This window comes from Vreelandella rituensis (genome assembly GCF_003336665.1).
Lineage (GTDB): Bacteria > Pseudomonadota > Gammaproteobacteria > Pseudomonadales > Halomonadaceae > Vreelandella > Vreelandella rituensis.
The window spans coordinates 19,433-43,418 of sequence record NZ_QPIJ01000029.1 but is presented as its reverse complement, the minus strand read 5'-3'; the positions used below and the strand labels follow the sequence as shown (position 1 = coordinate 43,418).

At 54.8% G+C, this 23,986-nt stretch carries 19 protein-coding genes; 9 read left to right on the top strand and 10 right to left on the bottom strand.

What is annotated here, in order from left to right; translation table 11 throughout:
* Positions 1-21: 21 nt before the first annotated feature.
* Positions 22-2,049 carry a hypothetical protein gene (locus DU506_RS12500; protein ID WP_114487241.1) on the top strand — a complete coding sequence of 676 codons (2,028 nt, stop codon included), beginning with the start codon at positions 22-24 and terminating at the stop codon, positions 2,047-2,049.
* Positions 2,050-2,082: 33 nt separating this feature from the next.
* Here the strand turns inward: DU506_RS12500 and DU506_RS12495 are convergent, their stop codons facing one another.
* From DU506_RS12495 to DU506_RS12465, 7 genes are all read right to left on the bottom strand, one after another.
* Complete coding sequence (locus DU506_RS12495) at positions 2,083-3,990, bottom strand: sensor histidine kinase (RefSeq protein ID WP_114487240.1); 1,908 nt, start codon at positions 3,988-3,990, stop codon at positions 2,083-2,085.
* Between the two features lie 44 nt (positions 3,991-4,034).
* On the bottom strand, positions 4,035-4,961 hold the full coding sequence (locus DU506_RS12490; protein WP_114487239.1) for a substrate-binding domain-containing protein: 927 nt from the start codon (positions 4,959-4,961) through the stop codon (positions 4,035-4,037).
* A gap of 92 nt (positions 4,962-5,053) precedes the next feature.
* On the bottom strand, positions 5,054-5,497 hold the full coding sequence (locus DU506_RS12485; protein ID WP_181870763.1) for a response regulator: 444 nt from the start codon (positions 5,495-5,497) through the stop codon (positions 5,054-5,056).
* Positions 5,498-5,627: 130 nt separating this feature from the next.
* On the bottom strand, positions 5,628-6,065 hold the full coding sequence (locus DU506_RS12480; protein WP_114487237.1) for a response regulator: 438 nt from the start codon (positions 6,063-6,065) through the stop codon (positions 5,628-5,630).
* Positions 6,055-7,383 carry a sensor histidine kinase gene (locus tag DU506_RS12475; protein WP_114487236.1) on the bottom strand — a complete coding sequence of 443 codons (1,329 nt, stop codon included), beginning with the start codon at positions 7,381-7,383 and terminating at the stop codon, positions 6,055-6,057. The genes DU506_RS12480 and DU506_RS12475 overlap by 11 nt, the downstream gene beginning before the upstream one ends.
* On the bottom strand, positions 7,380-9,296 hold the full coding sequence (locus tag DU506_RS12470) for a PAS domain-containing protein (RefSeq protein ID WP_181870762.1): 1,917 nt from the start codon (positions 9,294-9,296) through the stop codon (positions 7,380-7,382). The genes DU506_RS12475 and DU506_RS12470 overlap by 4 nt, the downstream gene beginning before the upstream one ends.
* 4 nt (positions 9,297-9,300) lie before the next feature.
* Positions 9,301-10,632 carry a diguanylate cyclase gene (locus DU506_RS12465; RefSeq protein WP_114487234.1) on the bottom strand — a complete coding sequence of 444 codons (1,332 nt, stop codon included), beginning with the start codon at positions 10,630-10,632 and terminating at the stop codon, positions 9,301-9,303.
* Positions 10,633-10,880: 248 nt separating this feature from the next.
* Here DU506_RS12465 and DU506_RS12460 point away from each other — a divergent pair, with 248 nt between their 5' ends.
* Entirely contained in the window at positions 10,881-11,636 is a 756-nt protein-coding gene (locus tag DU506_RS12460) for a TlyA family RNA methyltransferase (protein ID WP_114487233.1), read from the top strand.
* Between the two features lie 11 nt (positions 11,637-11,647).
* On the opposite strand, the gene mscK is transcribed toward DU506_RS12460, so the two are convergent.
* On the bottom strand, positions 11,648-14,959 hold the full coding sequence (gene mscK, locus DU506_RS12455; protein ID WP_114487232.1) for a mechanosensitive channel MscK: 3,312 nt from the start codon (positions 14,957-14,959) through the stop codon (positions 11,648-11,650).
* A 331-nt stretch (positions 14,960-15,290) separates the two neighbouring features.
* Between mscK and DU506_RS12450 the strand changes: the two genes are divergently transcribed.
* The 4 genes from DU506_RS12450 to DU506_RS12435 all read left to right on the top strand — a co-directional run bounded on the left by DU506_RS12450 (position 15,291) and on the right by DU506_RS12435 (position 17,406).
* Entirely contained in the window at positions 15,291-16,325 is a 1,035-nt protein-coding gene (locus DU506_RS12450; protein ID WP_114487252.1) for a phospholipase A, read from the top strand.
* Between the two features lie 76 nt (positions 16,326-16,401).
* Positions 16,402-16,734 (top strand): ElaB/YgaM/YqjD family protein, encoded by a 333-nt coding sequence (locus tag DU506_RS12445; protein ID WP_114487231.1) that lies wholly within the window; start codon positions 16,402-16,404, stop codon positions 16,732-16,734.
* Entirely contained in the window at positions 16,734-17,135 is a 402-nt protein-coding gene (locus DU506_RS12440; RefSeq protein ID WP_114487230.1) for a phage holin family protein, read from the top strand. Before DU506_RS12445 ends, DU506_RS12440 begins: the two co-directional genes overlap by 1 nt.
* Positions 17,113-17,406 (top strand): YqjK-like family protein, encoded by a 294-nt coding sequence (locus DU506_RS12435; RefSeq protein ID WP_235825592.1) that lies wholly within the window; start codon positions 17,113-17,115, stop codon positions 17,404-17,406. Before DU506_RS12440 ends, DU506_RS12435 begins: the two co-directional genes overlap by 23 nt.
* A 35-nt stretch (positions 17,407-17,441) precedes the next feature.
* Here the strand turns inward: DU506_RS12435 and DU506_RS12430 are convergent, their stop codons facing one another.
* Complete coding sequence (locus DU506_RS12430) at positions 17,442-18,629, bottom strand: BaiN/RdsA family NAD(P)/FAD-dependent oxidoreductase (protein ID WP_114487250.1); 1,188 nt, start codon at positions 18,627-18,629, stop codon at positions 17,442-17,444.
* A 295-nt stretch (positions 18,630-18,924) separates the two neighbouring features.
* Here DU506_RS12430 and DU506_RS12425 point away from each other — a divergent pair, with 295 nt between their 5' ends.
* A complete protein-coding gene (locus tag DU506_RS12425; protein ID WP_114487229.1) occupies positions 18,925-20,007 on the top strand; it encodes an efflux RND transporter periplasmic adaptor subunit in 1,083 nt (360 codons plus the stop codon).
* Entirely contained in the window at positions 20,007-23,111 is a 3,105-nt protein-coding gene (locus DU506_RS12420; protein WP_114487228.1) for an efflux RND transporter permease subunit, read from the top strand. The genes DU506_RS12425 and DU506_RS12420 overlap by 1 nt, the downstream gene beginning before the upstream one ends.
* Before the next feature lie 74 nt (positions 23,112-23,185).
* On the opposite strand, the gene DU506_RS12415 is transcribed toward DU506_RS12420, so the two are convergent.
* Positions 23,186-23,611, bottom strand: coding sequence for a DUF3617 domain-containing protein (locus tag DU506_RS12415; protein WP_114487227.1), 426 nt, complete (start codon positions 23,609-23,611; stop codon positions 23,186-23,188).
* A gap of 117 nt (positions 23,612-23,728) precedes the next feature.
* Between DU506_RS12415 and DU506_RS12410 the strand changes: the two genes are divergently transcribed.
* The gene (locus DU506_RS12410; RefSeq protein ID WP_114487226.1) at positions 23,729-23,935 is read left to right on the top strand and encodes a zinc ribbon domain-containing protein; all 207 of its coding nucleotides are present in this window, start codon (positions 23,729-23,731) and stop codon (positions 23,933-23,935) included.
* Positions 23,936-23,986: the final 51 nt, after the last annotated feature.

The following is a 23,986-nucleotide window of genomic DNA, read 5'->3' as shown; positions in this document are numbered from 1 at the left end:
TCGCCGGGATAAGGAGTCTTTGTGACTACTGATAATAGTATATCGCCACCAAGCAATGAGAAACTGACCGGCCTGTTAGCCAAGCTTGATGACGCCGTGCGCCTGCTTTTGCAGGCGCCAGCCTTTTCCAAGCCCGGAAAACTGCCTCGAGTGCTGGATACCGCTCGCCGTGTACTGCTTCAGGAGGGCGGAGCGGCCGCTATCGAGCAACGCGCCCAGGCACTGGAGGCAGCCGGCGTGTTCGCTGGTTCCGACTGGGAAACGCCCCAGTATCTGGTGCCCAGCCTCACCCCTCATGCATTGAAAAGCGCCGACCCCAATGTGGTGGTCATCGAGTCCCTGAGCGAACTGCGCCTGCTAGCAGTTTCCAAGGGGGAATACATTCATGACCAAATTTCCGCCGAGCATGCCCACCACTACCTGACCCAGACAATGGCGATCAACCTCTGGTTGCTGTTCAGCACTCCCAGCGAAGCCGAGCGTGAAACCCAGGGTCGCCTGGCGATGATTCCACGCCATCTGTTTCAGCACCTCGCCGAGCGAATCGGTTACGAGCACGTCATCGATCAACTGATCGAGGAAATCTGGCGGATTCTCAAACAACGTCCGATCCAGGTCGATTCGATCAAGCAAATGATCATGCAGATAGCCCTGTGCCAAGCTAACCCGGAAATTGACCTGGGCAGTAGTGGCCAGGGAGCCGACCGTCTGGTTAGTTCGCTGTTCGGGCCGACCCAGGCATGCCGTGAAGACCCCGGTCTCGATGTGTATCGCGAACGTCTGGACCACATGGATCAAGCCTCACTCCAGGCCGAGGCTACCGGCTTTGCTCGCGCCATGCACGATACTGGCCTTGTCTCGCCCTACCATCCGGTACTGTTGCGCCATTTGCTCGAAGAAAATGACAACCTGGTGGCCGAAACGCTAGGGCTCTCCTCGACCGGGCGCGATTGCCTGATGTGCTATCGGGAGTTGGTCCATGCCCTGATTCGGGGCGGTGTCTATCCGGCCACGTCCCAGGCACTGTATGGGCTTTCCTTGATGCTGGAACGCGGCATTCTCTATCAGCCGCCGGTTGCCCCCGCCATGTGGCGCCAGCTCGGGCTGGTACTTTCCGAATGGTCCGAGGCCCGCTTGACCCTGACTTACGGCGACACCGCTTCACCACGGGCACGCCTGCTGGAAGGCGTGGTTTGCATGCTAGGCATGCCGCTGGGAGTCGGACAAGGCAACAACCCTACCTGTCAATCGGCACGCGCGCTCTCCATGTGGGCCTACAACGACCCGGATTACCTGTTGCAAATGGTGGCCTGGGCCGCACGTGATGACGAGATCATCATGCACTTCGAAGGACAGCCGATTTCATCCATGGCCAGCCTTTCCGGGGTGGCCACCGAACTGCCCATGGACCTTGATCCAGTGTCGCTGTTGGTGGTGCCGCACCTGGATCGGATTTATGCCGAAATGGGTAGACGTTGCGTGGGACGTGAAGGTGACCCGCACCGCTGGGTCAACCCGGAATTCCACGGCTGGTGGTCGGGCCGCGGCTTTCGCATCAACGTTGATGTCGCCACTGGAAACCTCTTCGAGGTGGATGACTTCCTGCGACATTTCTATGCCAGCTACCACCCCTACTACAATGGCAATCAGCCTCTGATTCATCCCCAGCCCGCCGGTATTGCGTTTACCGATAGCGCCGCCCGCTTCATTGGTTGGCACGCCATCACCATCTTGCGTATCACCCTTGATCCGCGCGATGTGATGCGGGTGTATTTCTACAACCCCAACAATGATAGTGGCCAGGATTGGGGGGATGAGGTCAAGGTGAGCACCGCTGGCAGCGGCGAGCGCTTCGGTGAGGCATCATTGCCTATCGAGCAGTTTGCCTCGCGTTTGTACATTTTCCATTACGACCCTCTAGAGCGAGGCGACCTCAGCAAAGTGCCGGATACCGAACTGGAAAGCGTAAAAGGTTACTTGTTCCGTAGCTGGGGAGCGTCACGCATACCGCCCACGGACCTTCAAGCCACTCAAGCCCCGGTCAAATAACATATTGTTCCAGCATACCAACGCCGCCGTCTTCTATTGGACGGCGGCGTTGGCACCTTGAGCGTTCGCATCTTGAAAGTCCGAGGCGGCCTTCAAACTCATCGCAATACAGACCCCACCCTCGATACCCTCTTCGACGTGTACTTCTCCCTGCATTTGATAGAAGGACTGGCGTACATTGGCCAGCCCCATGCCGGTTCCTGCTTCAGCATTCACCGCTGGCGTTAAGCGTGTAAACAGCTCGAACACAGCCTCTCTATCGGCAAGAGAAATGCCCATGCCATTGTCACAGACACGCAGCGTAACCTTGTCTGCATGGCGCAGTGCGGTTATGCGAATCATGAGCGGGCGCTGCTCAACGCGATAGGTATAGGCATTATTCATCACGGCTACCAGTGCCTCGTGAAGGTACTCGGGATCAGCCTCGACGGCAGGCAATGCTGGGGCAATTTCAACATCGACTTCGGTGGCGTTAAGCAGAGAGTGTTGAAGCGCTGTTTCGAGTGCCATGTTCAGCGCGACTGGCTGTAGAGCAGGCGACTCTCGCTGAAATGCCAGGTATTGCTGCACTTTATTGACCAGTAAATGCAAGTGACGTGCTTGTTGGCCAATGAAGCCCACTGCAGTGGACATATCAGATTGTGAACCGGTCTCGAAGGCATTTTCCAGATAAGAGGCATAGGCCACCAAGCGACGCGAGGGCTCCTGAAAATGGTGCGCCATCGCCTCACTCAATCGCGCCAAATCACGATTGGCACGTTCAAGACGCTGCTCACGATTACGTATTTCCGCCGCCATGGAATTGAACTCTTGAGCAAGTACGCCAAGTTCATCCCGCGAGCTCTCATTCATGGCGACCTGATACTTCCCTTCACGTAATTCCTTGACCCCCTGTACCAAGCCTTGGATCGGCTGCGTTACCTGGCGGACAAGAAACCATAATGCTAACGGCAATGCGAGAATTGCTGAAGCCAGCATCGCCAACATGAGAGCCTTCAGTGTTTTATTGCGTGACTCCAGGTAGAGATCATTGGGGTATTTCAGCACTAGCGTCACAGGCTCGAGAGTATCGTTGAACAACTCTCGCATTCCGTAAAACCCTTGCTCGGTCCGATAAATAGCGGTGCTACCCTGCCCTTCCTTTTGTAGAAGGGATAATTGACGTTCCAACTCAAGATCCCGGTTCATAGTGCTTATCACAGTTTGACCCTCGGTTCGCAGCTGATATTTCAAAGGAGCCGTAATCAAATTGGAAAACACCGTTTCATCCAAGTGGCGCAACATGATCAAATGACCATCTGGCGTTTCTTTTTCAAAATTCAGCGAGTGCCGATAAAGCAACTGCAAACTCTCATCAATCAGATACAGTCCATTGGAAAGGCTTGAACGAAGCACTTCCAAACGTTCTTCCAATAGGTAAAGCGAGGCTTGAAATTCTTGTGATTTCTCTTGTGAAAAAGGCTGTGTAGCAGTGGACTTTATTTCTGCCTGGCCTTGCTGGTAGCTCTGATACAGACGGTCCCAGCTTTTTTCCCAAAGGCTGGCAGCCGCTACGAGCCGGCTTCCCTGATCGAAAAGATATGCCTGGTCACTACGCCCGGTTTGCACGGCGGTTAGCAAGCGCGCACCGATACTGAGCTTTTCTTCATCAAAAAGAATGCTCTTGTAATTATTGCGATCCTCATAGATATTTATCAAATTCAATGAAGCTTCGAGATTGATATCGTCATCTAACAATCTCGCCTCATGCTGCAACTCCTCTCTTAGCCGAATATAATCCAAAGCGACTATTTCGAAGCTGTTTTCAATCATCTGCTGGGCTTTGTACCTATGATAATTCAATAAGCTCAGATTGCTCATAAAACCCGCCAATAGCAGAACGCCCAGCGTAACGCTGAAGATCAGCAGTAAAAGTCGGTGTTTCAGCGTTAACATAGGCATCAGATAACAGCCATTTAGAAGAGAGTCCTTACCATGAGATTATGTTAAAAAATAGGCACAATTTCAGTGGCATTTTCTACCGTCACCATGATCGACTCGTTCATGATGGTCTTGGGGAAAATTTCCCCGGCAAGTAGCGTCAGTGCGGCCTCAGCCCCTTCTTCCCCTAATGTCGGGTAAGTGAAACTGGCACTCTGCTGACCGGCAAGCAAGGCATCCTGGGCTCCTTGAATGTAATCTATGCCTACAGTCGGAATGTCACCGGGATTTATATCGTAGCGCTTCATCACCATCCTGGCGCCCTCGAGCATACTATCGCTATGCGAATAAATGGCGTCGAAATGATTACCTTGACTAAGAAACTCTTCCAGTATGAGGATAGCGTCCCGGCGCAGGTAATTACCGGTACGTGCGACAAGCTCGATACCCGGACGTTGCTCCATAAAGTTAATGAAGCCTTCCCTACGCAATATCGTAGGTGTAGCGCCCGGCAACCCCTCCAACATCAGGATTCGTCCTTTACCTTCTAGCGCCGAATCAAGAAATTGCGCTGCTCTCAAGCCAATGTTGTAATTATCGTTGTGTAAAAATGTGCTGTAGGCGGCGTGATCCACATGGCGATCTAGCAATATCACTGGAATGCCACGTTCATAAGCCTCACGAATCACTTGGCTTGCCCCCAGAATTTCGCGCGGACTAGTAATCAGGGCATCTATCTTCTGCTCGATCAACTGGTGTATATGCGCCACCTGAAGCGCTGTCTGGCCCTGGCCGTCGGTGTATACAAATTCAACATCCGGGTAGGCCTCGAAAACACCTTGGGCATCTTTCACCTGCGCCAAACGCCAGTCGTTGGAGAGGTCATCCTGAGCAAAGGCGACCACAAAAGTAGCGGCTTTTTCCGAGGCAGAAATCGCCATGGCAGCAGTACTCAACACTAACGCAAGCAACACTTTGTTTATCTTCTTCATGCTGCTTTTCCGTTAGCAGTCATACCTGATTGTTCGGTCAAGAAAACCTCTCAAGATATCAGGGTGATACAAAAAGGAGTCAACAACAGGGTTTATTCCGACGTCATTTTTTTCGGTAATTCGGTGACACTTCCCCAGTAGTCACACAGGCAACGCAATGCCTCGATCAATGCTTCAATACTCAACGGCTTGACAATATAGCCAGCAGCCCCGCTAACGTAGGCTTGACTGATGTCACGCTGGTCTGAGGATGTCGTCAGTATCACCACAGGCAGCGCACAGAGCAATGGATCCTGTTTCAACTCGGCTAGAAACGTATGGCCATCCATGCCCGGCATATTGATATCCAGCAGGATCAAGTCAGGTCCTGACAGCATATCGAAGACCTTATCGAATCCATCTTCACGACGAAGCAATGCCAAACCTTCTCGACCGTCTACTGCGGTTGAAATCCGAGTATCGGGGGAGGCTTGTTTCATCGCCATTCTGACCAAATATTCATCTGCAGGATCATCTTCCAGCAACAGAATGCTCAATGGGGCTCTTTTCATGCAAATAACCTCAGGCTAGCGCGAATTTTGCTGGGATAGCTTGCTTTTCCATAGCATGCAAAGGCATGACGTAGCTTCACTTGTGTAATAAGCGTCCCGCTCACTGATACTCGCGTCAGTGAGCGGGACGCTTCACCAGACATAACCAGTAATCTTCAAGCGCCTGAATAGATTTGATGAATTGAACAATGTCGACCGGCTTTACAATGAATCCCGAAGCGCCAAGGTCATATGAAGCATATATATCATTTTCGGCATCCGAGGTGGTCAGCACGATGACGGGGATTTGCCGTAATTTTTCCAATGCCTTGAAATGTTTCAGGAACGTTCGTCCATCCATGCGTGGCATGTTCAAATCCAGCAATATCAAATCCGGTCTGGGAGCCTTCTGGTAACTCCCTTCATTTTGCAAAAATGCTAACGCTTCCACGCCATCACCTACATCATGCACATCCACAAGCAACCGACTCTCATTGAATGCCATCCGGGTGAGGTGAATATCAGCCGGTTCATCTTCCACCAGAAGCACGGTAAAGGAGGGTTTAACGTCCATCGCTATTTCTCGCTCTAGGTAAATCAAATACGAAACAAGCACCGCCCTCGGCGCTTTCTTCTATGTGGACATGGCCATTGGCCATTCGCAAAACTTTCACTACCAACGCAAGCCCCATGCCCGTCCCCGGATAGCGTGCCGAGCTGGGCACCAACCGCGTGAACATCTCGAAAACCTGTTCACGATACTCGGGAGCGATCCCTTGGCCATTATCAGCAACGCGAAATATCACCCGATCCTCGGATTGTTTCGCTGACACGATTATATGTAAGGGCTTTTCAATTCGACGGTAATACCAAGCGTTCTCCAGCAGCACCTTGAATAGGTATGCAAGTCGCCGTTGATCAAACTGTACTTTGGGCAAACGTCCGGATATCGTCAAAGCACTCTCGTCTCTGGCTTGCTTCAACACCGGATCGGTTTGATAGACCTCCTCAAGAATAGCGCGCGCATCCAGACTTTCCGAGGCAGTAGGAGCACTATCGAAACTCAGGTAACGCTGTACATCACTCACAAGGTTTCTCAAGTGCTTCGCCTGGCTGTTGATAAAATCGATAGACAGGCGGGCATCGGCGTCCTCCACCTGAGACATTGTCTTCTCCAGGCGTTGGGCGAAGCTGACCAGGCGTCGGCTAGGCTCTTGAAAGTGATGCGCCATCACATGACTAAGCCGCTCAAGCTCTTTATTGCGAAAAGAAAGCTCGTCGACCAGGTATTTTCTTTCCTTCTGAGCACGCTTCAAGCGCACCACCAGGATAACCAATATGACGATCGCCGCGCCTTGCAAAAGACTGGCGCCTATTGCCAACCAGCGGATCAGCTCTTTCGATTGCTGAATCTCAGCGGTTTGCAAGTCGACTTGTTCCTCCACACTGGCAACATAATGCCGCCTTGCCGGCCCGATAAAATCGCTGGCGTCATATAGAGAAGAGACAAGCAGTTGCCTGTCATCAAACGAGTATTCTTGGGTATAAACCCCCATCATCTTGACCCCGCCACTTGCCAACCGATGACGCACGAAAAGGTGATTACGAATATCTTGAGAGACGGCGCTTAATTCTTGTTTAATTTGGCTGAGGCTGAATATGTTGATTTGTTCAATCTGCATGCCTACCAACTGATCAAATCCATAGAAAGCCTTGGCAGCCGTATTCGCCTCGACGATCTCTCCGGTTTGCGGGTCGACTACCCACATGGGAGAGGGATGTTGCTCGAAAAAATCGTCGAAAGAAGGTTGTGCCAACACCGCCAGGCTAACGGCGGGTCCTATCAGAAATACTACTGACAGCCACCGAATGAGCCCGTAAAAAGCCCTCATGAACTTGGTTCTTGCGGCCCGCGCAGGGCCAGCGTGAAATTAAAGGAACTCCCCCTGCCATTCCCTCCTGATTCCACCCAGATAGTGCCACCGTGACGCTCGACAATCTTGCGACATATCGCCAAGCCTACGCCGGCACCCTCGTATTGTTCGCGGGTATGTAGTCGCTGAAAAACCTTGAAGAGTCGGTCGGTATGCTCCGGGGCGATACCGATTCCATTATCCCTGACGCTGAAGCGGGATTTTTGAGCGTCCCCTCCAGCCTCCAGGCATATTTCGATAGTGTTATCCGCTTTGCGGTACTTAAGGGCATTACCCACCAAGTTCTGAAACAGGCGAGTCATTTCATCAGGGCTTGCGTATATCTTTGGCCATTGCCCTTCTATGCTGAGCTTGGCACCGGTTTCTTCAATGTCCGGTTGCAGAAAGCGCAGCGCTTCCTCCAAGGCTTCTCGACTATCCATCCAGTTCATGGGCTGGCCTTTACGCCCCACACGGGAATATTCGAGCAACGAGACCAGCATTTGATCCATACGCTTAGCGCCATCCTTCATGAAATGCAGCATGGTGTCGGTATGCTCATCCAAGTCGGCACCCAAATGGCGCTCAAGCAATTGAGAATAACTGGTCACCATACGCAAGGGCTGGCGTAAATCATGTGAGGCTGCATAAGCGAAGTGCTCAAGCTCTTTATTGGAGCGCTCAAGCGAATCTCGATAAACGTCAAGCGCATCCTCAGCCTGTTTCACATCGCTGATATCGTGTATGTACCCATGCCAGATGGTACTTTCATCGTCCAAACGTTCAGGCGTCGCTGTGCCTTCAAGCCACCTCAGCCCCCGTTGGGGATGATTGACTCGAAAGCGCTGGCGCCAGGTAGTCAGCTTATGCTCAGACGCCTCGATGGAGCCAACCACCAAGGAGAAATCCTCGGGATGAATCACCTCGAATATCGGCGAGGCATCCGTTTTTACGTCTTCGGAGCTAGCCCCGTAAATATGCTTGATACCCGCACTGGAATAGGGAAAGGCGCTACGTCCATCAGGCCACTGATGGTATTGATATAGGGTACCGGGTAACAGGGCAGCTAGCTTTTTCAGCCGCTCCGTCAGCTCCGAAGCAATAAATTCGGCTTCTTTGCGTTCGGTGATATCGCTATGTGTACCAACAACCCAGAGTGGCTCCCCCTCAGGCGTACGCGAAACCACCTTGCCTCGGTCCTGCACCCATATCCAATGCCCGTCCCGATGGCGCATTCGCGCTTCCAGGTCATAACTGGGTTTCTCACCCGAAAAATGTTCCGTTAATGCCCGTTCGGATTGCTTGAGGTCGTCCGGGTGGGCCAGCGCCATCCAGGTATCGATGGTGGTGGGTTCCAGCGACGCCAGTGAATAGCCCACCATTTCCGCCCAGCGCTCGTTAAAGCGGGTTTCGCCGGTTTGAACGTTCCACTCCCAAGTACCCGCCCCGGTGCCCCAAAGAATGTTTTCCAGCGCCTCACGCTGTTCGCTTAAAGCCTGCAAGGTGTGCTTGTACTCAGTAATGTCGTGCCAAGTCACCACTACACGCCCTTCTTCGTGGCTATCCAACACCAGCAATGAGACTTTCACGATGACTGCTTTTCCATCAGTGCGGCTGTGAACCCACTCAAACGGTGTAGTAAGCGTTGTAGGCAACTCAGCCAGCAATCGCCTTGACTTGCCCTGTGAGCACTCTCCGTCAGGCTGACAGGCTGGGGAAATATCTTGTGGCCTCTTGCCAATCAACTGCCGAGCATCCGTCATTCCCAAAAGCTCGAGAGCGGCGCGATTGGCACTCACAAAACGTGCATCACCCTGACTGTCTATCTCCTGCTGCAGTAAAGGAGTAGGCAAACACTCCATTAGCTCATTGTAATATTGATGGCTTTCCATGGTGCTAATCCTCTTCAGGCATGTCGGAGGGTTGCGCATCATGCAGGTGCACACAGACCCGATTACGTCCACTGTTCTTGGCCAGGTACAAACCTTTGTCGGCGCGCACCAAGGCACCGTCCGGGCGATGGTCGCCGGGGTACATAAGCGTTGCTCCGATACTTACCGTAATACGCAGCAGCGTACCGTCTTCAAGTGGGACTCTCATCGCCTCGATCGCGCAACGCAGCTTCTCCGCTGCTCGCGTGGCGCCGGCAAGATCCGTGTCAGGGAGCACCACTGCAAACTCCTCCCCCCCCAGACGACCCAAGACATCGCTTACACGCAGCTCATCAGTCAAGGTATTCGCAAAGACACGCAACACCTCGTCACCCGCAGCATGGCCGTAGGTATCATTGACACGTTTGAAGTGATCGATATCCAGCATCAAGACACCCACGCTGTAGTCGGGGCGTCGCAATAAATGGCCGTACTCTCGTGCGGCGGTTTCTATGAAGATTCGTCGATTGGGTAAGCCAGTGAGCGTATCGAGGGTGGCGAGCTCAGTGAGTTTTTCTTCAAGCCGCTTGCGCTCTGTAATGTTCTGCTGCACGCCCACCATTCGCATGGGACGACCCTCGGCATTACGCTCCACGATATGCCCCGACTCGAATATCCATACCCAGTGGCCATCCCGATGGCGCATGCGGAACTCACACTGATAGGTAGGTGCCGCTCCCGTACCATGTGCCTGAATGGCGCGCTCAATGTCAGGTGCATCCAGCGGGTGAACCTGGGCATGCCACCACTGCCTGTTCTGAGTAACGGCAAGGTCCCCTTGTGTATAACCCAATCTCGAAAGCCAACGATCACAAAGGATCAGAACGTCACTCTCCATCCGCCATTCCCAAATGCCCAAGTTGCCTCCTTCAATGGCTGCCGACATACGCTCTTCGGAAAGCAGCAAGCGCTTTTCCATCTGGGCACGGCTTATCGCGTAGCGTATGGCCCTCAGCAGATTGGAGGCATCGATATCCCCCTTGACAATATAATCCTGGGCACCGGCCTCCAGTGTCTGCAAAGCAAAATCGACGTCATCATGGCCCGTGAGCACCACCGTCGGAACATCTGTCAGCCGTGTTCTCACCGCTTCGACGGTGGCAATACCTGTAGAATCCGGCAGGTTCAGATCCAACAGGATGATGTCAGGCGAGAAATCTTCCAGTGCCGTCGTCATCGCTGCGAGACTTTCCACCCACTTCAACTGATGGGCGGCACCGCTGTCTTTCAAGGTGTAATGTACAATACCCGCATCACCTGGATCGTCTTCCACCAAGAGCACATTGATGGGCTCCATTACTTACCCCTTGATCACACCCTGAAATATTACGTAGAATCAGCCAACGAAAGTTAACTAAGATTTATAAATTAATTCTTTCATACTTTGTCATTAAATGAAAATTAAAATGATACATGTATTATATATATTTAATACATCTGTATAGTTTTTTAACTAGCACCTTGTGATTCTTGGCTTATAAACATCTATTTTCCATGTATTTTTAGCTGACTTACCCCCCAACCAGGTTCCACAGAAATATGTCAATGCTCCGACTTGACCAACTGCTGCTCAGCCAAGGGCTGGCGCGCTCACGCACCCGCGCTCAGCGCTTGATTCGTCATGGGCGGGTTTCGCTGATGGAAGATGGCAGAGTGCTTTGCAAGCCTGGTGAAAAGCTTGCTGAAACCACTGGGCTGTGTGTCGAGGACGACCCCGAAGAACGCTATGTTTCGCGCGCGGGTTTAAAGCTTGAAGCCGTGCTGGAAGCATTGGCGCTGCGCCTGGAAGGCCAGTGCGTGCTGGATATCGGTCAGTCCACCGGAGGTTTTACCGACTGTGCCCTGCACTATGGCGCCGCACGGGTGGTGGGCATTGAAGTCGGCCACGGTCAGCTTGATGAGCGCTTGCGCGGCGATTCACGCGTGGAATGCCTGGAAGGCATCAACGCACGCTATTTGAGCCAGTCCGAAAGAGTCATCACGGCACTTCAAGCCCAGCCCCCCAGTATCGCGGTGATGGATGTATCGTTCATTTCACAAACCCTGATTCTTGCAGAAATCGCCAGCGTACTTAAACCCGGTGGACAGCTTGTGTCACTGGTAAAACCCCAATTTGAACTGGGGCCGGATGGCGTCGATACGCGGGGCATCGTCCGTGATGCTAGCCGTTACCCCGAGGTGCAACAGCGCATCCAGTCCGCCTGCGAAATGTGCGGCTTTGAGGTACTGCATTGGCAGGAAAGCCCGATTACCGGCAGCGACGGTAACCGGGAATTTCTGCTGCACGCCCGTTTACGCTGAACTGGTGCGCTCTAGATAGCATTTTCGCCGGTGTTTACTACGCCCATGTCCCTGTCAGGGCTACCTGAAACGCTTCGAGACAATACCTTGACCGGCCCGCGCTGGTCGTGATGCAGCCATATATCCATCTGCTCGAAGGCGATCTTGATACCCTGCTCGCGGAACATCGCATCCACTCGACAATTGACTTCATCGGCGGCGCATAGCCGATCCAGGACATTATTGACGAAGATACGCAACTCGAAATTGAGACTGTGTGGGCCGTAACTCAAGCAGAACACTTGCGGCTCCGGATCGACCAGTACCCGAGGATTCTCATCCGCAACCTGGCGCAACAATCGATGCACAAGCTGCAAATCCGAGCCATGGGCGACCCCATAGCTCAACACGACTCGGGTGACATTGTCCGACAGCGACCAGTTGATCAGCTGGTCGGTGACAAATGTCTTATTGGGGATGATGATTTCCTTACGATCGAAATCGGTCACCGTGGTGGCGCGAATCCGGATTCGACTGACCGTACCATGAAGATTACCCAAGGTAATGGTATCGCCGATGCGTATCGGACGTTCGAACAGGATGATCAGGCCGGACACGAAATTAGCGAAAATTTCCTGTAACCCAAAACCCAACCCCAGGCTTAGCGCCGCGACTAGCCATTGGAGCTTGTTCCACGACACCCCCAAGGTAGCCAGCGCCATCACCACACCGGTACCGACAATCACATAGGAAAGCAGTGAGCTGATGGCATAAGCACCGCCCGGCTTGAGCGACAGGCGTGACAGCACCATGACTTCAAGAAGCCCCGGGAGGTTGCGCGCCATGATGAAGGTCACAGCCACTATCAACAGGGCGGTAAATACATCGGGAATCGAGAGGGCGTCGCTGACGAGATCATCACCGGCACCCGCCTCCCATAATGCCACTTGATCGAGATAACCCAACACATTCAACAGATCCGACCACACAAGGTAGAGCAAGACACTGAAGCCGATCAGCAAAATCAGCTGGGAAAGCCGCAATGACTGCTGATTGATCTTGTGCATGTCCAGGGGTGGCTCTTCGACTTCCGCCGTGCCTTCCATGCCATCCTGATGCAGCGCACGGCGTCGGGCCAGTGCTCTTCGATAGGCCAGCCGACGCGCGGCAACCGCCAGGCTACGCACCACCGTTGCCTCGACCACGACCCACAGTCCCAACAGGTACAGGGTCACCGCAAAGCGCCCGACTAAACTCAGGGCGGTGTATTCATACCCCATGACCATCAGCCCCGCCAGCACCAGGGGTACCAGCGCCATGCCCATCCCCAACAGAAAACGCAGCAAATGCACGCCGAAAAATGGAATATGCGCCAGGATCAAACGAGCCAGAATCGCGCTCATAGCCACCAGGCCCAACAGAAACACCCCTAGCACCAAAGGCTGAGAGGAAAGCGATGCTTCTCCATCATTAGCCAGAGCGGCAATGGCGATTACCGGCACCAATGCCAGTCCTAAGCCACCCAACAAACGCCGCAACCAGGCAATATAGCCTGGGGGCCAGGTAAAATGGCGCGCCGCCACGCCATCCGCCACCAGCAGGCGGCGTCCCCAGGCAATCACCAGCCAACTCAATGCTAGCTGCCACAAGGCCGGGGCAAGCGCTATGCTCAGCCTCCCTCCTTCGGCCATCAGGCTTACTCCCAACCCGGCCAGCACTAACGGGCCGGGGCAAGCCAACAGAATATTGATCAGCACGGCCTTGGGTGTATGTAACTGGGTATCGCTGTTGAGTCGTCCAATCTGGGCATGCAGCGCGGCCAGGCGGTGCTTGATGCGGCGCCGCCACGCCATCAGCCCAAGGCTAGCCAGCAGCAATGGCATACCTGCCAGTGATTGCCAGGTAGGCATACGCCACTGCGCAGGCAACACTTCTCGCCATTCACCTGTCTGCCACTGGGTACGCAAGTTTTTCGGCACTTGGCGTACCCAAACCATGTCCAAAGGACGGGTGTTGGCGACCCAAAACAACTGTTCATCGATAATGTTACGCAGCTCCAGCGTGGTAGTGAATAGCTGCTGCTGGTTGAGCTGAAGTTCAATGGCGCCACTCAGTAGCACGCCATACACCTGTTCCAATTGTTCCACTAACTCACGGCGTGATTGATAAAGCCGAACGAGAGAGTCCACCAAACCAGGCGTCACCCCCACCTCAGCCTCTTCCAACCGCTGTGTTGCGAGGCGTTCGGTATAGCGCAGCTGGTCGCGTTGCCGCATCAAGTCGAATTGCTGCAAACGCAAGTCGGCAATTTCTTCCTGTAAATCCTTGCGAGCGGTGACCTGAGGCAAGGCTTGACGCTGTTCACGCAAGATTCGTGACAGCAACCGGCTGCCACGAATCGCCTGGATCTGTTCATTCAAGCTACGCTGCAAATGTTGGACATTGTCGAGCTGGCGGCGAATATCGATGCCTTCCCTGATCACGCTATTAGAGCGATCCGTGGCACGCAATAATTCCAGGCTGAGCGCCTGGTTGATTTGCTGTGCGCGAACCACCACAGGATGGCCTTCGGCGATCAAGGGATCGTCGCGTGCCGCATCGGCAATCGCCTGTTCGGAAAGCACCCGACGCTGGCGATCGATCACACCTTGCAGCAAGCTCAGCTGGCGCTCCTGATGCTCGATCTGCAGCATCAGCACATCACGGCGTTGCTGGGCCAGTTCCCGCAACCGGCTATTGGCACTCAATTCGCGTTGATGAAAACGTATTTCCTGCTCGGCCACGCTACGTTCCAACTGTAGCCGGATTGACTGCGCATCATGCATTTCCGAAAGTTGTTGGTCAGCGAGCAATACCGCCTGCGCTTCCTGCTCGCGTCTCAAGCGCTCGGCACGCTGCATGGCATCGGCTATGGCTTGCTGGGCGCGCTCGGGAAGCGTATGTGCAGCCAGCAACTGAGCATTGACGTCAGCTAACCGACCTTGCAACTGCTGAAGTTCGGCTAATGCGTCTTGCTGGCGTGCTTGCAGTTCATCAAGCGCCATTTCACTGAGGTTGGTCACCAGCAGGGTTTGCGTGGCCTCCTCCTCTTCACGCAATGCCCGTTCCAGGCGCAGGAGTTCATCCGGTGCTTGCTGCACGCGCTCATCCAAAGCATTCAGGCGCGCGGCAACAGAATCGAGACGCTCATAAGCACTGAGGGCGGCTTCAAGTGCCGCTCGTTCACGCGCACTCTCTGGATCAACGTCACCTTCCCGCTTTTCATGATGAGCGAGCCGTTGCTGTAGAACGTCTCTTTCGGGCACGCCTTCAAGGCCCCATGCCCAGCTGGTGGCAAGCAACATGATGGCAACGCCTGCCCCTGACCAGAGGCGGCGGCAAATTAATGAGAGAACAGCGATTTTTAAGCTATTATTTACACCATATGCCACTACTGTTTACTCGCGCGACAGCCCGGAACCGGACAAGCGTTGTATTGTCGAACCAAGGCCTGCGCTTGGCAATCACGGAAACTGGCTTGCTCATATGACATGATAGAAATAGCCTTCCGCTTTTCGTATTTCCTGTACTTCTCTTTTTTCATGGATTGTTGCCATGCTCGTCGAAAACCCCATGCTCGTCGAAAACCTATGCATTGAAAACCTACGTGTTAATGAATTGTCTTCTGGAAGAATGATGGATGTAAAAAGAGGTGCTGGAAAATGCTTGTTCACAGCTGCCCTCATTATTGTCGGCATGCTTCCTTTGAGCGCATTAGCCGAAAACGATACACAGGACATCGATGCGCGCATCAGAGCCCTGAATGCCGAGCTGTTTGAGCTTCAACAACAACGGCGTGAGATTACCGATTCGACAAATCAGCAGGAAGAACCCGAAACGCTCCCCGAGGCGGCCGCATTCCAGGATCTCAATGAACGCCGCCAACTTGAGCAAGAATCAAGTCGCAATCCATTCTCGATCACCACCCATCGAACGAATTATCTTTTCCCGATTAGCTACAACGTGAACCCCAACCATGTAGCGTTTCGCCAATTGTCGTCAGAGACGGGGCCGGACAAGGCGGAATTAAAGTTTCAGTTCAGCACCAAAGTCAACTTGATCGAAGGACTTTTCGGTAACCATGGTGATCTTTACTTCGCATACACCCAGCGCAGCTGGTGGCAGGCATACAATACCGATGCCTCTTCACCGTTTCGCGAAACCAATTACGAGCCGGAAATCTTCATCGACTTCGATAATGCCTGGAATGCTTTAGGTTGGGTCAATACACGTAACCGGATCGCCCTGAACCACCAGTCCAACGGCCGTTCGCAACAGCTTTCACGCAGCTGGAATCGACTTTATCTGGAAACCACCTTTCAACGCGGCGATTGGGCGTTGACCTTGGCGCCTCATTGGCGCATACCGGAATCTGAAAGTGAGGATGACAACCCTGATATCGAGCGCTATTTAGGCTACGGTGACATCCGGCTGAGTAAACGCCTTAACGATAATCATGAGATCAGCACTCAACTGCGCGGCAACCCCAGCGCTGGCAATATCGGTACTCAGCTGGATTACAGCTGGCCGGCATTCAACAGTCTGCGTGCCCATATACAGTACTACTACGGCTATGGAGAAAGCCTGGTCGATTATGACCATCGCGTACACCGCCTAAGCCTGGGATTCAGCCTGAACCCTGTTTTCAGTGCCAGCGGTTTCAATCGTTAACCATTGATAGGCACCTTGTGTCCCGGCCTACGACTGCTATGCTGAGGATGTCACCCACCGTCAGAGGAAAAATTGAATGGCTAAACATTCGATCGAAACACCAACAAGCACGGATCAGCTAAAACAGGATTTACGTCACTTGAGCGAAACGGTGGAAGAGTTGGTCAACGCCACTGCCAAGGATGCATCCGGCGAAATGCGTGACTTGCGTGAGCGTGCCGAGAAGCGCTTGAAGGAAACGCGTTCAAGGGTTGAGTCGCGAGGCGAACATATCTACGACAACGCGCGTCAGAACATTAATCATCAGGCGGATGCCTGCGACCGTTATGTGCACGATCATCCCTGGACCAGCATTGGTATCGGCGCTGCCGCCGGCATGATCATTGGTATGTTGCTCGGGCGGCGCTGATGGCATTGGGTCCTACCCAGCGGGTATTTGAAGCCGCCAAGCGATTACTGAAAACCCTTCTCTCGGGAGGGGAAACGAGATTACGCTTGGCGGTTCTTGAGCTTGAAGAAGAACGTGATCGTTTGGTGTCTCTATTGCTATTGGTAGGCGCTAGCTTGGTGTTTCTCTTGCTGGGCATCGCTACCTTGACGGCACTTGTCGTGGTTATTTTCTGGGACAGCTACCGTCTTATCGCGATTGCCGGCAGTGCCGTTATGCTACTGGCATTGAGTGGCATTCTCGCGCTTCGTGCCCGCAAACAAGCCCGCACTCATACTTTGCTCAAGGAAACCTTGAGCCAATTGGCGGCCGACCGAAACCTGCTGGAAGCAGATGCTCATGATGAAAAATCGAGACGCTAACCCTTCTTTTCCAACTCGTCAGGAGCGCAAGGAGGCGCTGCTAACGCTGCTTGAGCAGCAGCGTATTGACTTACTGGTGGAAAGCGAGCGTTTCCTGCGTGCGGGCCAATCCCTTGACAATGGCTTCAATCGTTTGAAAACGCCGCTGTATATGGTGGGTGGTGTCGTACTTTGGCGCAGTCTACGCCACCCTCATCGTATTCTATACAATGCCAAACGCCTCCTGACAGGGTATGTCGTGGTACGCAAGTTTCGACAATACCTTAAATAGCGCTTTCTCACTCAAGCGCTATCTCAAGCACCATCTCAAATAGAGCTGCCGCAAGCCACCCCACTCGCCCAGGCCCACTGAAAGTTATACCCACCCAGCTCGCCGGTAACATCCAGCACTTCGCCGATAAAGCGCAGCTGGGGCAAGGCCTTGACTTCGAATGTCCGCGAAGAAATTGCATCCGTATCCACACCGCCCAATGTTACCTCCGCTGTCCGCCAGCCTTCCGTGCCGGCGGGTTTTATCTGCCACTGATTAAGCCGTTCGGCCCACGCCTGTAGAGTGGCGTTGGAGCATTCTGCCAAGGTGCCACCCGCCAGGTTGGGTTCGGGATACCAGCCAAGCAGCGCCTGAGCCAGGCGTTTTGGAAAGCGCTCCCCCAGCCAGGTAGCCAATTGCCGCTTAGGTGTCTCTCTGCGTGCCAGACATAACTGTTCAAAAACGCTTTCGCCGGGCAGCAGGTCTATTTCAAGTGACTCACCCGGCTGCCAGGCGCTGGAAATCTGCAACATCGCAGGCCCTGAAAGCCCTCGGTGCGTGAATAGCAGCGGTTCTTCGAAACGCTTACCCTGACAACTGACCGCTACCGGCAGGCTAAGTCCCGAAAGTTCGGCTGCGCGCGTTTTCCAGGGATCACTCAAGGTAAAAGGCACCAGGCCGGGACGTGTGGGCATCACCTCGATTCCGAACTGGCGGGCGATATCATACCCGAACCCGCTGGCGCCCATGCTCGGAATCGATAGCCCACCGCTGGCCACCACCACAGCACCTGCTTCCACCTTCCCAGACGACGTTACCAGGCGCATGCCCTCGCCTTGGCGCTCGACGCGATCAATCCGGGTTTTCAACTGAACCGTAACCCCCGCCCATTCACATTCGGTAAGCAGCAAGGCGACAATTTCCTTTGCCGAGGTTGCGCAGAACAACTGGCCTGGGGTCTTTTCCACGTACTCGACGCCGTGTCGCTCCACCAGTTCGACAAAGTGTTCCGGACGGTAGCGTTTTAGAGCGGAGATGCAGAAAGACGGATTGGCCGAGGTGAAGTGTTTTGGCGTCGTGGCAAGATTGGTAAAATTACAGCGCCCCCCCCCCGACATCAAAATCTTCTTGCCGGCTTTATTGGCATGATCGACTACCAGTACTCGGCGTCCGGCATAGCCGGCTGTCAGTGCACACATCAGCCCTGCGGCACCGGCGCCGACCACCACCACGTCATAGGTCATGAAATGCTGGCTCATAAAATGTCAGCTCATTAAAGCGATCGCCCATGATTGAAACGACTCCAGAGAGTAAAAAAAGAAGTTAAAAGAAAAGAAGTTAAAAGAGAAAGTAAAAGGCCGTTATTCTAACAGCTAACCTTGGCCTCCCAGCAATCGAGGCGGCAACCCTTACGTGCTTGAAGGGCATTCCTATGGTATACAGAAGCTATACACAGCATGAACCAGAATAGCATGTCGCCTATTTTGTAATGCGTCACCGGCACACTTTTCAGACTCACTTGCTTTAAGAGATACCTCCATGCCCTTCCCCTTTCGTGGTTTTTTTCTTGCCGGGCTACTGACACTGCTGCTCATCTCTTCCGTGCAAGCCCAGTCCGTACCGACTGTCATAGGCGCCCGCGCGACACTTGAACCCTGGTCGGACCCGATTGAGGCACTAGGCACCCTGCGCGCTGACGAGAGCATTACCCTTTCCGCCACGCTTACCGAAATCATCGCCCAGATCAATTTTAGCGACGGTGAACAGGTGGAAGCCGGACAGCTTTTGATCAAGCTGGAAGACAACGAAGAACAGGCGCAACTGCGCGTCGCTCAGGCAATTCGCGATGAACGGCGCAATGCCTTGAACCGGGCGTCACAACTGTTGGAGCGCAACCTGGCGCCGCGTGCGGAGGTGGAAGATACCCAGGCGCGGCTACGCCAAGCCGAGGCGGAAATCCAGGCGTTGCAGGCACGGCTTGCCAACTACCGGCTGCTGGCACCGTTCAGCGGGCGCGTCGGGTTTCGTAATATCAGTACCGGCGCTCTGGTCACCCCGGGCATGGCGCTTGTCACCCTGGACAAGCTCGACATCATGAAACTGGATTTCGCGGTGCCGGAAGTCTTTCTGGACGTTCTCGAACCCGGCTTGATCCTCACTGCCACCAGTGCCGCTTTTCCCGGCTATACCTTTCAAGGGGAAATCGCCACCATCGGGAGCCGGGTTGACCCCATCTCGCGCAGCATGAACGTGCGCGCCGAATTGCAGAACCCTGAGATGCGCCTGCGCCCCGGCATGCTGATGGAAGTCGTGGTGCGACGCCGCCCACGCCAGACGATAGTCATTCCCGAAGCCGCCCTGATTCCCGAAGGGGAGCGCCACTTCGTTCTGGTGATTCACGAAGAGGAAGATAATCGCATCGAAAGGCGTCAGGTCCAGATTGGCCAACGCCGCCCGGGCGATGTCGAGGTGCTTGAAGGGATCAACAAGGGTGAGCTTGTCGTCAGCCACGGCGTACAGCACAGCCGCGAAGGCGATAATGTCCAACTGCTGGGCATCGCCAGCGACGAGACCTCGGTTCGCGAGCTTCTCGAATCGCGTCGCGGACAGGGAGACAGCTGATGCGCTTGTCGGATATTTCCGTTCAACGCCCGGTACTCGCCATGGTATTGGCAGCGCTGATCGTCGCCTTCGGCCTGCTGGCTTTGAATCGGCTGCCATTGCAGGAATATCCTTCCATCGATCCCCCCGTGGTCAGTATCGACACGCGCTATCCCGGCGCCTCTGCCAGTGTCGTGGAAACCCGTATCACGCAACTGCTCGAAGACCGGATTGCCGGTGTGGCAGGCATCGAGGTGATTTCCTCCTCCAGCCAGGATGGTCGTTCAAGTATCAATGTCGAGTTCTCCCTGGAAATGGACATCGACGCCGCCGCCAACGATATCCGTGACCGCATCTCCGGCTCCCTGGATAACCTGCCCGTGGAAGCGGAACCGCCCGAGGTACAGAAGGCCGACTCCAGCTCGGAAGTGGTGGTATGGCTGAGCCTGTCGGGGGAAGGCTACGGCATGGCCGAACTCACCGATTACGCCAACCGCTACCTGGTGGATCGTTTTTCGGTACAGCCCGGTGTGGCCCAGGTAAGAGTGGGTGGCGGGCGTGACTATGCGATGCGCATCTGGCTGGATGCCAATGCCTTGGCCGCTCGCAACCTCTCGGCAAGTGACGTGGAAGCCGCCCTGCGCAGTGAAAACGTCGAGCTGCCCGGAGGCGCCATCGAGTCGCAGGACCGCCAGTTCATCGTGCGCCTGCCACGCAGTTTTTCCACCCCGGAAGACTTTCGCCGCCTGGCCATCGTCCAGGGTGAAGACGGTTATCTGGTTCGGCTCGGCGACGTGGCAAGGGTCGAGATAGGCGCCGTGGAAGAACGCACCATCTTTCGCGGCAACGGCCTGCCCATGGTGGGGCTGGGCATGATGAAACAGTCCACCGCCAACGTGCTCGAGCTTTCACAAGGCGTGAAGGCCGAGATGGAACGCCTGCAGCCCACCCTGCCCCAAGGCATGACCCTGGGGTTGAATTTCGATGCATCGGTGTTCGTTTCCGGGGCAATATCCCAGGTGGTGCAGACGCTGTTCATTGCCATGGGTCTCGTTGTGGTGGCGATCTTTGTCTTTCTGGGCAACCTGCGCACCACCCTGATTCCCGCCGTGACTGTACCTATCGCCTTGATCGGCACCTTCGCCGCCCTGGGCGTGATGAATTTTTCGATCAATCTTTTGACCTTGCTGGCACTGGTGCTGGCCATCGGCCTGATCGTCGACGATGCGATCGTGGTGCTGGAGAACATTCACCGGCGCATGCACGACTATGGCGAAACACCCCTGGTCGCCGCCTTTCGCGGTACTCGCCAGATCGCCTTCGCCGTCATCGCCACCACTCTGGTACTGATCGCCGTGTTCATTCCCCTGAGCATGCTCCAGGGGGATATCGGCCGGTTGTTCTCCGAATTCGCCTTGACCCTGGCGGCGGCGGTGGCCATTTCCAGTGTGCTGGCGTTGTCGCTTACTCCGATGATGGCTTCCAAGATTCTCAAGCCGAACATGCATGAAGGGCGTATCGCCCATGCCGTTCAGCAGGGGCTGGAGCGCTCACGCGCTATCTATCGTGCCATGCTGTTCCGGGTACTCAAGGCGCGGCTGCTGGTGATTGCGGTCTTCGTCGGGTTGATCGGCGGCATGCTATGGCTCAATGGCCAGCTACCCAACGAATACACACCTCAGGAAGATCGCGGCAATTTCTTCGTGATCGTCAACGGCCCCCCCGGCGCCACCTATGACTACATGCTCGACTACATGGACGAGATCGAGGCTCGGTTACTGCCCATGGTAGATTCCGGCGAAATCGAGCGCGCCGTGGTACGCGCCCCGCGCGGCTGGGGCAATATCGAGAACTTCAATAGCGGTTTCGTGATTATCGGCCTGGCCGACTGGGGAGAACGACGCTCGGCCTGGGCGATCATGGCCGATATCCGCACCTTGCTCAGCGATCTTCCGGGGATCCGCGCCTTTCCGGTAATGCGCCAAGGCTTCGGCCAGCGGGTGGAAAAACCCGTGCAATACGTGCTCGGTGGCGGCACTTATGCCCAGCTCGCCGAATGGCGCGATACCTTGCTTGAGCATATCCGCGAAGACAATCCTCGCCTGACCGGGCTGGACAGCGATTACGAAGAAAACCAGCCCCAGCTGCGCGTGGACATCGACTATAACCGAGCCGCCTCGCTGGGGGTCACCGTCAGCGAGATCGGCCGCACCCTGGAAACCTTGCTGGGGGGGCGCACCGTCACGCGCTATGTGGATGACGGCGAAGAATACGATGTCATCCTGGAGGGCGAGCCTAACGCTCGCCCCAGCCCGCGCTCACTGGACAGTTTGCAGGTGCGCTCCCAACGCAGCGGCGAACTGATTCCGCTGGCAAGCCTGGTCACCCTGACCGACTTCGCCGGACCGAGCACCCTCAACCGCTTCAACCGCCTGCGCGCGATCACCATCGAAGCCGATCTGGCCGACGGCTATCCCCTGGGAGAAGCACTGGCCTACCTGGATGCCAGCGTTGCCCAGGTACTGCCGGCGGAAGTCCAGACCGACGTCAAGGGCGCCTCCCGCGATTACCTTGAAGCCAGCGGGGCGACGGGCTTTTTGCTGGGTCTTGGCATTCTGGTGGTGTTTCTGGTGCTGGCCGCTCAGTTTGAAAGCTTTATCCATCCACTGGTCATCATGTTCACCGTCCCGCTGGCGATCTTCGGCGCCTTGCTAGGGCTGTATGTCACCGGGCAATCGCTGAATATCTATAGTCAGGTGGGGCTGGTCATGCTGGTCGGCCTTGCGGCCAAGAACGGCATATTGATCGTCGAGTTTGCCAACCAGCTTCGTGATGAAGGGTTGGCTTTCCAGGAAGCATTGATGCAAGCCGCGGTGACACGCCTGAGGCCGATCGTGATGACCGCGGTGACCACCATGGCCGGCGCGGTACCGCTGATCATTTCCAGCGGTGCGGGTGCCGAAACGCGCCTGGTGATTGGTACCGTCATCATCGCTGGGGTAGGCGCCGCCACGCTGTTCACGCTGTTTGTGGTACCGGTGGCCTACGACCTGCTGGCGCGATATACCGGATCTCCCGGCGCGGTCAAACGTCAGTTGGACGAAGAAATGACCAAGGTGCACTAAATAGCACAGGGCCGCCCGAGGGCGACCCTGTGTTTTGCATCGGCATGTGCCTAATAGCTAAGGGCATTGACTGCTTAACATTCGCCGATGCGTTCGCCTTCGATGGTGGTATTCATGCTGATTTCACCCATCGGCGACTGGGTAAGAATATCCACGCTGCCTTCTACACGATCACCCATGAAGTTCATGTTGCCGTCGATGTTCGCTTCACCACCTTCCGCTCGGCATACCATGCTGTAGGAGAGGCCGTTAGCGTCGGCTTGCTGGCTCAACACCTCGCAACCTTCTTCCTCTTCGATGAACGTGAAGGCGTCATTTTCAAGTTCTTCCTGGGTGATACACTGACGCTCGGTTTCGGTCCGATCCGGGATCTCCATATCACCCTTGATCTGAGTCACGCTGACGAATTCCCATTCCCCAGGCTCGATATTGGGGGTTTCCGCCATGGCTGCCACTGGCAACGTCAAAGCGGCGGCCAACACGATTGAACGCATCTTCATTGTTTACTCTCGCTTATTTTAACGTGGAATCTACCCTGTGCATTATGCATCCTAGTGGATCGAAATACAGAATGCGCGTCAACTCGCTCATCTTTAGCAACACTCGATGGAGGCCCCATGCCGGAAGACGCTCTTGTTCCCTACCATTTCCACTGCCCTTACTGCGATAGCGCCCTGGAGTTCCTTATCGATGCCTCCCAGGGTAGCCACACCACCTGGGAAGACTGCCATCAATGTTGTGCGCCCATTCAGCTGCAGGTAGAGGTTTCACCGATGACCGATGAACTGACGGTAACCACCGGCCGCGACGATGACGTGCTTTAAGCCTGGATCCATTCGGGCAAGCCTTGCAATCCACTTGTTACGGCCCAACAT